Source organism: Vibrio pomeroyi (assembly GCF_024347595.1).
Lineage (GTDB): Bacteria > Pseudomonadota > Gammaproteobacteria > Enterobacterales > Vibrionaceae > Vibrio > Vibrio pomeroyi.
This window is the reverse complement of record NZ_AP025506.1, coordinates 939,417-953,389: the sequence shown is the minus strand read 5'-3', so window position 1 is coordinate 953,389 and position 13,973 is coordinate 939,417. Positions and strand designations below refer to the sequence as shown.

The 13,973-nt window shown below is 46.2% G+C and carries 11 protein-coding genes; 1 reads left to right on the top strand and 10 read right to left on the bottom strand.

Features of this window, described 5'->3' with window-relative positions; genetic code table 11:
- The first annotated feature begins 17 nt into the window (after positions 1-17).
- Positions 18-1,655 carry an eicosapentaenoate synthase subunit PfaD gene (pfaD, locus tag OCV12_RS04295; RefSeq protein ID WP_261885422.1) on the top strand — a complete coding sequence of 546 codons (1,638 nt, stop codon included), beginning with the start codon at positions 18-20 and terminating at the stop codon, positions 1,653-1,655.
- A gap of 112 nt (positions 1,656-1,767) precedes the next feature.
- Here pfaD and hflX read toward each other — a convergent pair whose 3' ends face one another.
- From hflX to prmB, 10 genes are all read right to left on the bottom strand, one after another.
- Positions 1,768-3,135, bottom strand: coding sequence for a GTPase HflX (gene hflX, locus OCV12_RS04290; RefSeq protein WP_229647704.1), 1,368 nt, complete (start codon positions 3,133-3,135; stop codon positions 1,768-1,770).
- 270 nt (positions 3,136-3,405) lie between these two features.
- Entirely contained in the window at positions 3,406-4,518 is a 1,113-nt protein-coding gene (locus OCV12_RS04285; RefSeq protein WP_017066148.1) for an ABC transporter ATP-binding protein, read from the bottom strand.
- Positions 4,519-4,524: 6 nt separating this feature from the next.
- Complete coding sequence (locus tag OCV12_RS04280) at positions 4,525-5,382, bottom strand: carbohydrate ABC transporter permease (RefSeq protein WP_048661487.1); 858 nt, start codon at positions 5,380-5,382, stop codon at positions 4,525-4,527.
- The gene (locus OCV12_RS04275) at positions 5,379-6,317 is read right to left on the bottom strand and encodes a carbohydrate ABC transporter permease (RefSeq protein WP_017060634.1); all 939 of its coding nucleotides are present in this window, start codon (positions 6,315-6,317) and stop codon (positions 5,379-5,381) included. The genes OCV12_RS04280 and OCV12_RS04275 overlap by 4 nt, the downstream gene beginning before the upstream one ends.
- A gap of 144 nt (positions 6,318-6,461) precedes the next feature.
- Positions 6,462-7,709: an ABC transporter substrate-binding protein gene (locus OCV12_RS04270; protein WP_261885421.1), complete on the bottom strand. Its 1,248-nt coding sequence runs from the start codon at positions 7,707-7,709 to the stop codon at positions 6,462-6,464.
- Positions 7,710-7,819: 110 nt separating this feature from the next.
- Entirely contained in the window at positions 7,820-9,265 is a 1,446-nt protein-coding gene (locus tag OCV12_RS04265; RefSeq protein ID WP_261885420.1) for an ATP-binding protein, read from the bottom strand.
- Positions 9,266-9,278: 13 nt separating this feature from the next.
- Complete coding sequence (locus OCV12_RS04260; protein ID WP_060468185.1) at positions 9,279-10,007, bottom strand: response regulator; 729 nt, start codon at positions 10,005-10,007, stop codon at positions 9,279-9,281.
- Between the two features lie 151 nt (positions 10,008-10,158).
- Positions 10,159-11,616, bottom strand: coding sequence for a protein adenylyltransferase SelO (locus OCV12_RS04255; RefSeq protein WP_261885419.1), 1,458 nt, complete (start codon positions 11,614-11,616; stop codon positions 10,159-10,161).
- Positions 11,617-12,132: 516 nt separating this feature from the next.
- Positions 12,133-12,774: a LysE family translocator gene (locus OCV12_RS04250; protein ID WP_261885418.1), complete on the bottom strand. Its 642-nt coding sequence runs from the start codon at positions 12,772-12,774 to the stop codon at positions 12,133-12,135.
- A 224-nt stretch (positions 12,775-12,998) separates the two neighbouring features.
- Positions 12,999-13,931 (bottom strand): 50S ribosomal protein L3 N(5)-glutamine methyltransferase, encoded by a 933-nt coding sequence (gene prmB / locus OCV12_RS04245; RefSeq protein ID WP_017633131.1) that lies wholly within the window; start codon positions 13,929-13,931, stop codon positions 12,999-13,001.
- Between the last annotated feature and the right edge of the window lie 42 nt (positions 13,932-13,973).

Below are 13,973 nucleotides of genomic sequence, written 5' to 3'. Positions count from 1 at the left end.
TTAGGAAAGAATTTAGTATGACAACTCAAACTACAATTAATAACGAAAAGCTATCTCCGTGGCCTTGGCAGATTGAAGAGAACACAACTCACTTTGATAGCGCGGCCATGTCGACCATCTTAAAAGACTTGAGCCTTGCTTGTTACGTAGTAAACCATCCAGAAAAAGGCTTGGGCGTAAGCCAACAAGCTGAAATTACCTCGGGTGATTCAGCAAGTGCCGCAAACAGCCAACCTGTTAGCGCCTTTGCTCCTGCACTCGGTACACAAAGCTTGGGCGACGAAGAGTTTCGTCGCTGCCATGGCGTAAAATACGCGTACTACGCAGGCGCAATGGCCAACGGGATCTCATCCGAAGAACTTGTAATTGCGCTTGGTCAGGCTGGTATTCTTTGTTCATTTGGCGCGGCGGGCTTAATCCCGTCTCGCGTTGAGCAAGCGATCAACCGTATTCAAGCAGCGCTACCAAACGGTCCTTACGCGTTCAACCTGATTCACAGCCCAAGTGAACCAGCACTAGAGCGCGGCAGCGTAGAGCTATTTTTGAAGCACAAAGTGAAAACGGTTGAGGCTTCAGCCTTCTTAGGTTTAACACCGCAAATCGTTCACTATCGTGCTGCTGGCCTTAGCCGTGATGCAAAAGGTGAAATCCAGATCGGCAACAAAGTCATCGCAAAGGTGAGCCGTACCGAAGTGGCAAGCAAGTTCATGCAGCCTGCTCCTGTGAAAATGCTGCAAGCCTTGGTTGATGAGGGTCGAATCACAGCAGAACAGATGGAGCTAGCACAGTTGGTTCCAATGGCGGATGACATTACTGCAGAAGCCGATTCCGGTGGTCACACCGATAACCGCCCTCTGGTAACCCTACTGCCAACGATTCTTGCATTGAAAGAACAGATCCAAGCTCAGTACCAATTCAAAACACCGCTGCGTGTTGGTTGTGGTGGTGGCGTAGGCACGCCTGATGCCGCTCTAGCAACGTTTAACATGGGCGCGGCATACATTGTTACTGGTTCAATCAACCAAGCCTGTGTTGAGGCTGGCGCAAGCGAGCACACACGTAAGCTGCTTTCGACAACTGAAATGGCTGACGTGACTATGGCTCCGGCGGCAGACATGTTCGAGATGGGCGTGAAGCTGCAAGTGGTTAAGCGCGGTACCTTGTTCCCAATGCGTGCGAACAAGCTTTACGAGATCTACACGCGTTACGACTCCATTGAAGCGATTCCAGCTGAAGAACGCCAAAAGCTAGAGAAGCAGGTATTCCGTTCAACATTGGATGACATCTGGGCTGGTACAGTCGCGCACTTTAACGAGCGTGACCCTAAACAAATCGAACGCGCTGAAGGCAATCCGAAGCGTAAAATGGCGTTGATTTTCCGTTGGTACTTGGGTCTTTCTAGCCGTTGGTCAAACACCGGTGAACAAGGTCGTGAAATGGATTACCAAGTATGGGCAGGCCCTGCACTTGGCGCATTCAACGCATGGGCAAAAGACAGCTATCTAGATGATTACCAACAGCGTAATGCGGTCGACCTTGCAAAGCACCTGATGCACGGTGCGGCTTACTTAGCTCGTGTTAACCTGCTGACTTCGCAAGGTATCAAACTTGCCCCAGAACTAGCACGTTGGAAACCAACTCAAAGAATGGCGTAAATGACCGAAATGGGCTGGTTGACGAGTAACTAATTACTAAGCGACACGAAACAAAAAGCGACCTTATCGGGTCGCTTTTCTTTTGGTTGTTCTTTTCAGGCTAGCTAAAAGATTAAGACTTCTGCATACGTTTTTTCAAGCGCGCTAAATCAATTGCACTTGAACGTACAGTCAGCTTAATACACTCGTAGTCGTACTCTTCCTTCACCACACTCATGTTTGAGCGAATCTCACCGATGATGCCTTGTCCAGAATAAGGAATCGTGATCTCTTCTTCGATCATGCCTTGTTCAGCCACACCCACAATGTACTTGTGCAGTTTGGTGATATCGAGCGGGTCACGCGTTGAGGTCAGCATGGCATCAGGGAATTCTTCAATCAGCTCTAACTGTTCTTCTTCGCTCAATCTATCGCACTTGTTCAGTACCAATAGTTTTTCACTGCCCTCAACGCCCACTTGCGCTAGTACTTCATGTACCACCTCAAGTTGTGCGCGGAATGAAACGTCAGAAGCATCAACCACATAGAGCAGTAATGAAGCATCATGCGCTTCTGCTAGCGTAGAGTGGAACGAAGCAACCAAATCGTGTGGCAGTTTCTTGATGAAACCTACTGTATCTGAAACCAGAATACGCGGCTGAGTAATTGGTTGAAGCGCACGAACCGTGGTGTCTAGAGTGGCGAAAAGCTTATCTTCACCGCTCACTTCGGTTGCTGTCATAGCGCGCATCATCGAAGATTTACCCGCGTTGGTGTAGCCAACCAGAGCAACAGTGAAAAGCTCCGAACGCTGTGTGCGTCGGTTCTTCATTTCGTCTTGAACACTAACCAACTCACGCTTAAGCGCAGCAATTTGGTCACGTACTTTACGGCGGTCTAGCTCTAGTGAAGTTTCACCAGCACCTTGACCCATTTGACGCTCTTTATCACCGTCGGCTGTTTCACGCAGTCGAGGCACTAGGTAGTTTAGGCGAGCGATTTCAACTTGCAGACGTGCGGTACGAGTACGAGCATGGCGGCTGAAGATTTCGATGATGATACCAGTACGGTCAAACACTTCGACACCCAAATGCGCTTCTACATTACGCAGTTGAGATGGGCTCAAATCACAGTCAAATACCACTACGTCAGCAGTACCAAATTCCACGTCTTCAGATGGAAGATCATCAAAATCTAACTCATCGATACCAGCGCGAAAATCAAAGGATTCATCGATAAAATCTTCATCTTCGGCTTCTTCAATCGAACCTTGGTAACCGGTTAAGTGTGCAATTTCTGCAAGCTTACCTGCGCCCAACACGTTTTGTCGTTGTGTTGAACTGTGGTGCTGTGATTGGGTACCGACCACTTTAAACCCTAGGGTTGTTACTAAGCGAGCAAGTTCGGCAAGAGACTCTTTTGCTTCGTCACCTTTGAAGTCCGGTGTCGTAATAGAAATAAGTAAAGCGTTACTAGCTGAGGGTTTTGCTGTTAGTTTCATGTATTCTTCTGTTTATGCACTAATGTGCAACCTAGTATTTGGTCTAAAGTAGCGCGATCCTACGCTGTTCTCGGTCAGCTTTATAGAGCTAACGGAGGCTAATTAGCGATATTATTGCAGTTAATCCATTTATCTCGTTGATCCCTCTGTTTTCGTGAGGAAATAAAACAGGCTAAAACAACAAAAAAGACAGCATCACGTTACTTATTATAAGTTAGTGATACTGCCTTTGTTTAAGCTTAGACTCTCATTGAGCTACTGTCTCAAAAACTAAAAATCAATTCTCGCTTCAGTCTGAGCATCAAAGAATACCGCCTTTGATAAGTCAAAATGCAGCGGCGCCATTTGCCCAACTGACACTTCAAATTCTGGCGACAAGCGACATGCCACTTCTTGGTCGTTCACTTTCACCATAGCAATCGTATCTGGCCCTGTTGGTTCTAGTACTTCTAACTGCAAGTCTAGCTTGGTCGTTGCCGACACATCTTCACTCTCCTGCTCAGTGATGTGTTCAGGGCGCAGGCCTATCACCACTTCTTTGCCATCTTGCTCACGCATACTTTGTGGCAATCGAATGTGATGCTCTTGTTCAGCCGTACCCGTCACTTTGATGATTGGATTCTGCTCATCATCCAAATCCACCATGGTCTTAATGAAGTTCATAGATGGTGAACCCATAAAGCCCGCCACGAACATGTTATTTGGCTTGGTGTAGATCTCTTGCGGCGTACCGAGTTGCTGCAGTTCACCATCTTTCATCACTGCAATACGGTCCGCTAAAGTCATCGCCTCGATTTGGTCATGGGTGACATAAACAATGGTAGTGTTCAGCTTTTGGTGCAGACGTTTAATCTGATGACGCATCTCAACACGCAACTTGGCATCCAAGTTAGAAAGCGGCTCATCGAATAGATACAGCTTAGGACGACGCGCCAGAGCACGGCCCATTGCTACACGTTGGCGCTGGCCACCAGATAGCTGTGATGGTTTACGATCAAGCAGTTGTTCGATTTGTAGCATTTCAGCAACTCGATTCACTTCTGCATCGATTTCGTCTTGTGGCATCTTGCGGATCTTCAAGCCGAAGGCGATATTGCCGCGTACCGTCATGTTTGGATAAAGTGCGTATGATTGGAATACCATCGCGATGTCGCGGTCTTTGGGTTCAACCTGAGCCACATCAACACCATCAATCACAATCTCACCCGAGCTAATATTCTCTAGCCCAGCAATGGTGTTCATTAGGGTGGATTTCCCACACCCCGAAGGGCCGACAAGTATCAAAAATTCCCCCGAATCGATACTGATGTCGATGCCCTTTAACGTTTCGTTGTCCGCGTTGCGATAGGTTTTACGGATCTGTTTTAAATCTAATGTTGCCATGGGTAATTATCCTTTTACTGATCCTGCCGTTAGGCCACGAACAAAATACTTTCCTGCGAAGACATACACCAACAGCGTTGGCAGTGCGGCGATAATAGCGGCAGCCATGTCGACGTTGTATTCTTTAACGCCCGTGCTGGTATTGACTAAGTTATTTAATGCCACGGTGATTGGCTGAGTCTCTGAGCCTGAATACACCACCCCGAACAAGAAATCGTTCCAGATTGCGGTGAACTGCCAGATCACCGTCACCATGATGATGGGTGTAGAGATCGGTAATAAGATCTTAAAGAAAATGGTGAAGAACCCTGCACCATCCAGTTTTGCCGCTTTAATCAGTTCATCTGGAATCGAGATGTAGAAGTTACGGAAAAACAGAGTCGTAAACGCCATGCCGTAGATAACATGCACAATCACCAAGCCGATGGTTGTGTTCGCCAAGCCCATCTTGCCAAGCATGGTCGCCATTGGCAGAAGGACGACTTGGAACGGAATAAAGCAGCCAAACAACAGTAAGCTAAAGAACAGGTTTGAACCTCTGAACTGCCATTTTGTTACTACGTATCCGTTGAATGCACCGAGCAATGTCGAGATCGCGACCGCAGGAATCACCATTTGGAACGAATTCCAAAAGTAGCCTTTGATGCCTTCACATTTTACGCCAGTGCACGCGGTGTCCCACGCTTTATACCAAGCATCAAACACCCACTCTTTCGGTAAACTCATCAAGTTACCTGCCTTAATGTCTGGCAGGGTTTTGAATGAGGTCAGTACCATCACAAACAGTGGCATTAGGTAAACCAAGCAGAAGAAAAGCAGTGCTGAATAGATAAACATTCGAGCAAAGTTGATGTTGTTCATCATGACTTTTTCTCCCTAAGTTCAGAGTAAAGGTAAGGCACGAGAATCGCTAAAATACCCGCAAGCATCATCATGGCACTGGCAGCACCAAGGCCGATTTGTCCGCGTGTAAACGAGTGTGCGTACATGAATAGCGCAGGAAGATCCGATGAATAACCTGGGCCGCCCGCTGTCATTGCCGTCACAAGGTCGAAACTCTTAATCGCAATGTGTGAGGTGATGATCACCGCACTGAAAACCACAGGGCGCAAGCAAGGCAGAATAATTTTGAGATAAATGGTGGGTAAGCTTGCCCCATCAATTTGAGCGGCTTTGATGATAGAAGAGTCGATGCCACGAAGACCGGCTAAGAACATCGCCATCACGAAGCCTGAAGACTGCCAAAGCGCGGCAATCACTAAGGTGTAGACCGACATTTCAGAGTCGACCAACCAATCGAATTTGAAGTCGGTGAAGCCCCAATCTTGCATCAATTTTTCAATACCAAGCCCCGGATTGAGAATCCATTTCCAAGCTGTACCCGTCACGATGAATGACAAAGCCATGGGGTATAAATAGATGGTACGAATCGCGCCTTCTTGCCGGATGTTCTGGTCAAGCAATACCGCCAAACCCACACCTAACAAGATAGCAATCGCCATGAACAGAAAACCAAACACACCGAGGTTGGTGATTGAGGTTATCCAGCGATCGTTGTCCATCAGTTTTTCATATTGAGCTAAACCGACAAAGTTGAAGCTCGGTAAAAATCGAGAATTCGTGAACGACAGCGCCGCCGTCCAGAATATATAGCCGTAGATACACACCACGGTCACTAACGCGGTCGGCGCCAGTACAATCTTGGGTAACCAATGTTGCAACCTGTCAGCAAAGCTAGGCTTGGGCGCAGGCTGGCTCCTTGTGGGTTTTGGAGTCGACTCAGTCAAAACATGCTCCATAACTTATCCTTGTTGCACAATCGAGCCGATGGCTTACCTCTCGGCACCACATCAGCATCACGCATATTAGAATTGGGAATGAAGAGCAGATAGGCTCCCTACGAGCCTACCCACCCTGGGGGTTTGGTGTTAAACCAAATGAGATTAGATAGCCGCTTTCACTGCTTTTGCTAACTTAGCTGCCGCTTCTTTTGGATCGGCATCTTTCTCATTGAAGAAGTTGGTCACTACATCATAGATAGCGCCTTGAGCGTAACTTGTCGTCGCTAAGCCGTGAGCCATACTCGGAACAAGATCGCCAGACTTCGCACTCGCTTTGAAGGTTGCCATTGAATCCAACGCACATTGGTCGAACTTAGACATGTCCATATCTAGACGTACAGGGATAGAACCTTTGTTCAGATTGAAGACTTCTTGGAAATCTTTAGTAAGAATGGTTTTCGCTAGATCTTGCTGCGCTTTTTGGTTCTCTTTGTCACTTAACTCAAAGAACGCAAAGCTATCGATGTTGAAGGTAAATTGACCGTCAGTACCCGGAGCTGGCGCACAGATGTAGTCTTTACCCGGCACTTTGCCTGCTGCAGTAAACTCACCTTTCGCCCAGTCACCCATGATTTGCATTGCAGCTTCGCCATTGATAACCATTGAGGTTGCGACGTTCCAATCACGACCTGGCGAGTTGCTGTCGATGTAATCGCGCATCCTTTTAAACTTAGTGAACACTTCCACCATTTTGTCGCCAGATAACACGTCCATATCAAGATCAACGAACGCTTTGTTGTAGTCTTCACTGCCTAGTACATCAAGTGCTACCGCTTCGAAGACTGTCGCGTCTTGCCAAGGTTGACCACCGTGAGCCAGAGGAATAAAGCCTGCTGCTTTGATCTTGTCTGCCGCCACGAAGAATTCGTCTAATGTGGTTGGAACCGTCACACCTGATTTTTCTAATACGACAGGGTTAGCCCAAAGCCAGTTAACACGGTGGACGTTAACAGGAACCGCTACATATTCGCCGTCCCACTTCATCACTTTAGTGACAACTTCTGGCAGTAGTTCATCCCACTGCTCTTGTTTTGCTGTTGCATCGAGAGACGTTAGAAAACCTAAACCACCCCACTCTTGAATATCATGACCTTTGATCTGCGCTGCAGACGGTGGGTTGCCTGACACTGCTCGCGTTTTCAAAACGGTCATCGCACTTTCACCGCCGCCACCAGCCACTGCAAAGTCTTTCCATGTATGGCCTTGTTCTTCAATCATCTCTTTCAGTACCGCAGCGGATTTTGCTTCGCCACCGGCAGTCCACCAGTGGAGCACTTCCACTTCACCAGCTTGAGAAAATGTTGAGGCAGCAAGAAGAGATAGAGTAAGTAGGGTTTTATTGATTTTCATTATTATCTTCCATGTTTAGCGGACTCGACGTCCGGTTCAATAAAGAGTCTACTTATTTTGATTTTTAGGATTGAAACAAAAGGTAAGCCCAGTGTAACACAATTGTTACATTACACTTCTAGGCCTCTAGGGATATAGACTTTGGCCTCTAAGCCGCCTTGAGGGGAGTTACGAATAATGAGATCTCCGCCGTGTCCGTGCAGGATGTTTCGGCAGATCCCGAGCCCTAAACCGTGTCCTTGGTCGTCGGTAGCAAGCCTAAAGTATGGTTCAAACACCAGTTCAAGTTTATCTTCAGGAATACCTTTGCCGTGGTCTTGAATCGTCACGATAACCCACACCGAATCACTGCTGATATCGACCTCAGCTGATGTTCCATATTTCACAGCGTTGTCGATAAGATTGGTGAGCACACGTTTAATCGCTAGTGGCTTGGCGACTAACGGTTCAACCACAGTAGGCTCAAACTCAACCAAGGTTTGATTTTGGTTATGCAGTTCAATCACAGAGAGCATCATCTCATTGAGATCGATAATGGCGTTGTTTTCGTGAAGGTCAGTATCTCTTACCGCTTGTAACGCGCCCTTGACCATCATTTCAAGCTCATCTAAATCCTTGTTGAACTTGTCTTTCTTGACCTCACTTTCCAATAGCTCAGCTCGAAGCCTTAAACGGGTAATTGGCGTCTTCAAGTCATGAGAGATAGCAGAAAAAAGGTGTTCTCGGTCGGCCACATAACGACGAATACGTTGCTGCATTCGATTAAAAGCCCGAGTCGCCGTAACCAGTTCAGTTGCCCCCTCTTCGTTAAGCGGCGGCTGTTGAATATCCATGCTCATTTCATTAGCCGCCCTTGCTAGCTTTTTAAGTGGGCGAACTTGGCGGCGAATCATTAAGTAGGTCAACACCAGTAGAATCAGCGTTGAAGAGAGCAAGAAGATCACCTGTTCACGGCCAAGAATAGTGTCATCCAGTTTTACGTAAGGTGCAGGCAGCAGTGCGGCAATGTACACCCATTCATGACTGGCTAATTCAATTTGAACAACCAGAATCGGAGGATTAAGAGGCTCTAAGGTTAATGTATGATGTGCCCACGATCGCGGGAGATCGCTCAAATAGATGTCATTTTTAAGCAAACGAAGATGCTCTGGACGAGAGAAATCGACACGTACTGATTCCACTTTATTAAGCTTGTTACTCAACACACTTTCTATGGCTTCTATCGATGCGGTTTTTAAGCGGGTATCGGGGATCGGTTCAACAATCAACGCCTCTTTATTAAAAGAGACGAAGAAACGCGTCCCGCCCATATTTCGAATTTGGTCTAATACGATATGGCGATATTTGACTGGCAGAGACTGAAAAAAAGTCACCGTTGAAGCAAACATGTTAGCCATGCTCGATGAGGCCGAACGAATTCCTTCCAGTTCTTTATGTTTAGATTCGCTATACCAAATAGAGGTTGCGATACCTTGAGCGATGACCACCGCCAACAAGGTTAATAACAAGGTTCGAGCAACCAAGGAATTTGGCTTTAAACTTCTCAACCACTTCATAAGGACTTCTTGCTCAGTGCTCATAATGCACAGGCACAGCCAGAATGTAGCCGTTACCACGCATGGTTTTGATGTAGTGAGGATATTTACCACTGTCACCCAATCGGCTTCTCAGGCGACTAAGCTGCACATCAATGCCACGCTCAAAAGGCAACGCTTCACGGCCTCTAGTGGCGAAAGAGATAGTATCTCGGTCTAACACTTCATTAGGGCGAGTAAGGAACAACATTAACAATGAGAAATCACTGCCCGACAAGTCCATCTCTTCTGAGCTTTCATTGTGGGAAATTCGATGTGCGAGCGTATCGAGCGTCCAATCACCAAAAATGATTTGCTTTGGCAGTGCATCATTGGGTTTGTCATCCACCACTTGAACGCGGCGTAACAATGCTTTGATACGCGCCATTAATTGGCGTGGGCTAAACGGCTTAGCAATGTAGTCATCAGCACCAATTTCTAAGCCGATAATCTGATCGGTTTCATCCGATACCGCAGTCAGCATGATGATAGGCACATTCGATTGTTTGCGGACGCGTTGGCACAAGGTAAAACCGTCGTCACCGGGTAGCATCACATCAAGAAGAATCAGGTCTGGGTAACCTTGGCTTTGCAGGTGAGTTTCGAGTTCAACACCGTCTCCAACTGAGGAGACATCGAAACCCGATTTTGTGAGGTACTCTTCCAGCAGCTCGCGGATTTCTTGATCATCATCCACCACGAGAATTCGAGTATTTGTTGGCATCGCCCAAACCTATCAAATTTACAACTTATTCACATAGTGTATAGGCAGGTTGAGCATTTGATTATTGATATGTTTGTAAAATTAGAAGAACAAACAGACAGAGATCACAACTAAGTGACCTCTGTCTACTCGTTTGATTTGACGTACTGCTTTACGACGAGCAGCTGATCTCCATCGCTTTGCCCCACTCTGGTGGTAACGCGGCAAGATGTTCGTATTCAGGGTGTTCCGCATAAGGATCGGCCAACACCACCACTAATGCGTCAATATCACTGCTATCACCGCGCTCGGCTTTATCTATCGCCAGCTGTGCGAGGTAATTTCTGAGGATGTATTTAGGGTTTACCTGTCTCATCTTTTCGCAGCGCTCTGCCACTGAACTCTCTTCGAGTTCACAGCGTTGCAAATAGTTATCCAGCCATAGCTTGGTAGCATCACGATCGATAACCAAATCAATCACTTCCTGCGCTGGCAGGGTATCTAGGCTCGACAGCGTTCTAAAGAACCTTGGGTAATCAACTTTATTTTGCGACATCAACTCGAACATAGATTCAAACAAGCGGCTGTCACCTTCATGTTTAGAAAGCAGCCCTAACTTACGACGCATCAACTGGCTGAAATAGCCGTTCATTTGTGGCTCATACTGTTCTAACGCAGCTTCTAAATCAGCTTTCTCCACCAGCGGCGACAGAGAGTGAGCCAGAGCTGACAGGTTCCATAATCCAATTCTAGGTTGTTGATTAAAGGCATAACGACCTTGATAGTCGGAGTGATTACAGATCAATCTCGGGTCATACTCATCTAGGAAAGCGAACGGGCCGTAATCAAACGTCTGTCCAATAATCGACATGTTATCGGTATTCATCACCCCGTGGGCAAAGCCATTCGCTTGCCACAACGCAATCATCTCCGCGGTACGGTCAACAATCTGATTAAACATAGCAGCGTAGGGCTTGTCTTCATCAAGGCATTCAGGGAAGTGCCACTCGATGACTTTATCAGCCAACAATTTATGCTCGGCCAACTGATTGGTATAAAACAGATGTTCAAAGTGACCGAAACGAATGTGTGATTCAGCAGCACGCACCAACAATGCGCCCCACTCTTGCTTCTCTCGATAAACAGGCGTGTCGCTGGTCATCATCGCCAACGCACGTGTCGTTGGGATATTAAGCCCAGCCATCGCTTCGCTACATAAATACTCACGAACAGTTGAGCGAATCACGGCGCGCCCATCACCCATGCGCGAATACGGTGTTTTACCTGCACCTTTTAGGTGTAAATCGAACGTTTCACCACTTTTAGCGACAACTTGTGCTAATAGCAAACCTCTGCCATCACCTAAATCGGGGTTATAAGAACCAAACTGATGGCCTGCGTATTTCATTGCTACAGGTAAAAATTGCTCTGGTTCAACGTTGCCCGATAGAGTTTCAAGCAACTCATCAGAGACGTCCTCAAATGATGGAAAGCCGAGTTCACTGGCTAGGTTTTGGTTCCATGCAAGCCATTGGACATTATTTAGAGGTGTAGGTTGAATTGGGGTATAGAACAGTCGAGGTAACGTCGTAAATCGATTGTTAAATGAAATTGAATCCCAGACAGACATGAGAGATACACTGTAGGTAATAGATAACTTAAGATTATCACAGTTTGATAACAACTTCAGATCAGGTTAAACAATGAGTTTATTAAACAAATGGGGAATCAGACAAAGAGAGTATTATGGGAAAGAAGATGTTCAGAGAAAGGTACAGCGAGAAAAGGTTAAGTGGCTAGCCTGATGAGAAAAGCCACGTTTATGAGATAAAGAGTTCTGACTTTGAAGACTTTTTAACAAGTGATTTCATAATAAAAACTGAAAATATAGAGCCATTAAGCTGACTACATTAGAGCAAGAATACCCACTAGAGAAAGGGTAGAGAAAATCCAAGTGCGGCTGATAACGCCAAAGTTACTGTGTTGTATCATTTCTTGATGCTGCATATGTCTCTCCTTGAGAACGTGATGGTGTAACTACAATATATCGGCTTTTCACCAAAAGCAGCAAGCACATTAATATTAACCTTTTATGACAGCATTAAGAATTTTCTGTAACTATTCAGCCCTCTGATAAATCAAAAATTTATGCTCGGCTTGTCGTCGAAAGCAGCGCGCCAGCACCAATAAACACGCCACCTGTAACACGATTGAAAACCTTAGCTCTGCCTTTCGCAAACAGCCAGTTTGACGACTTCGCACCTAAATACGCGTACACCAATAGCCAAGACAACTCCATCACAGCAAAGGTTAAAGCAAACACCGCAAACTGGGGAAGCAAAGCGAGTGACGGGTCGATAAACTGAGGGAAAAGTGCGGTAAAAAACAAGATCGCTTTCGGGTTACTCGCGCCAACAATAAAACCACTTAAGTAGTGTTGCACCGCGCTTTCTTTAACAAGTTGAGAATCGGTTTGTTGACTGGATAGATCGTCGTAATCTTGCTGGTTAGAACTTAAAGACTTCCAGCCAAGATAGATAAGATACGCAGCGCCTGTCCATTTAATGACATTAAACACCACTTCCGATGAAGCTATGATCACCCCTAAACCGGTGAACGATAACGTTAAGATTCCGGTGATCGCCGTTAAGCTGCCCAGCGCAGTAAATATTGATAATTTAAAACCCGATTGCACACCTTTGGTCATGCACAATAAAGAACTTGGGCCCGGCGATGCCGTTAAAATCAGTACTGCCAACAAATAATAAATCCATGTATCAAAGCTCATCGCGAATTCTCCTTAACTCACTAAAACGGCTAAACATTAGCCACCAATATGTAATAGCTATTCATATTAGGCAACTAAATATTGAACATTATTTATCCTGCGTTGATGACTTAACCCCAAAACTAAGGCAATAAAAAACGCCATGCATTGCTGCATGGCGTTTAAATTAAACGTTTTAAATAGAACGTCTTACCAAGTACTAGGCTAAAACTAGCCGTCATTACCTAGTCTTTGTAGATAGAGAACTCGTCAGCGCAAGCCACTAGCTGCTCGCGAGTGATCATGAATACACCGTGACCACCGTTCGAGAATTCAATCCAAGTGAATGGAATCTCAGGGTACTGATCCATCATATGAACCATTGAGTTACCTACTTCACAGATCAGAATACCGTCATCAGTTAGGTAGTCTGGTGCGTTAGCTAGGATACGGCGAACCAATTTCAGACCGTCAGTGCCAGCTGCTAGGCCAAGCTCTGGCTCATGAGTAAACTCGTCTGGCAGGCTGTTCATATCTTCTTCGTCCACGTAAGGCGGGTTAGATACGATCAGGTTGTATTTCTCTTTCGGCAGATCACGGAAAAGATCTGAACGGATTGGGAACACTTGTTGCTCCATGCCGTGATCTTGAACGTTCTGCTCAGCAACTTGAAGTGCGTCAGTAGAGATATCAATCGCGTCTACTTCAGCATCTGGGAATGCGTGCGCACAAGCGATAGCAATACAACCACTACCCGTACACATATCCATGATACGAACTGGCTCTTCAGTTAACCAAGGTTGGAATTGAGCTTCGATCAGCTCACCAATTGGAGAACGAGGCACAAGAACGCGCTCATCAACGAAGAACTCAAGGCCACAGAACCAAGCTTTGTTGGTCAGGTAAGCCGTTGGTGTACGATCATTAATACGCTTGATCACACGCTCTACGATACGCAGACGTTCGCTGCTCGTTAGACGAGAGTTCATTACATGCGAAGGAACATCAATCGGCAGATAAAGAGTAGGTAAGATAAGTTGTACTGCCTCATCCCACGCGTTATCAGTGCCGTGACCATAAAATAGGCCAGCTGCGTTAAAGCGGCTAACAGTCCAACGAATCACATCTTGAAGCGTGTGTAGTTCTGATACCGCTTCTTCTACAAAAATCTTATCCAAAATTGTCTCCGAAAAGCGCTACAATACTGCTAATTACGTTTC

Coding starts and splice junctions, on each gene's coding strand:
- OCV12_RS04255 (WP_261885419.1), bottom strand. CDS start 11,616: ATGTCTGTCTGGGATTCAATTTCATTTAACAATCGATTTACGACGTTA.
- OCV12_RS04275 (WP_017060634.1), bottom strand. CDS start 6,317: ATGGAGCATGTTTTGACTGAGTCGACTCCAAAACCCACAAGGAGCCAG.
- OCV12_RS04285 (WP_017066148.1), bottom strand. CDS start 4,518: ATGGCAACATTAGATTTAAAACAGATCCGTAAAACCTATCGCAACGCG.
- hflX (WP_229647704.1), bottom strand. CDS start 3,135: ATGAAACTAACAGCAAAACCCTCAGCTAGTAACGCTTTACTTATTTCT.
- pfaD (WP_261885422.1), top strand. CDS start 18: ATGACAACTCAAACTACAATTAATAACGAAAAGCTATCTCCGTGGCCT.
- OCV12_RS04260 (WP_060468185.1), bottom strand. CDS start 10,007: ATGCCAACAAATACTCGAATTCTCGTGGTGGATGATGATCAAGAAATC.
- OCV12_RS04270 (WP_261885421.1), bottom strand. CDS start 7,709: ATGAAAATCAATAAAACCCTACTTACTCTATCTCTTCTTGCTGCCTCA.
- OCV12_RS04250 (WP_261885418.1), bottom strand. CDS start 12,774: ATGAGCTTTGATACATGGATTTATTATTTGTTGGCAGTACTGATTTTA.
- OCV12_RS04265 (WP_261885420.1), bottom strand. CDS start 9,265: ATGAAGTGGTTGAGAAGTTTAAAGCCAAATTCCTTGGTTGCTCGAACC.
- OCV12_RS04280 (WP_048661487.1), bottom strand. CDS start 5,382: ATGATGAACAACATCAACTTTGCTCGAATGTTTATCTATTCAGCACTG.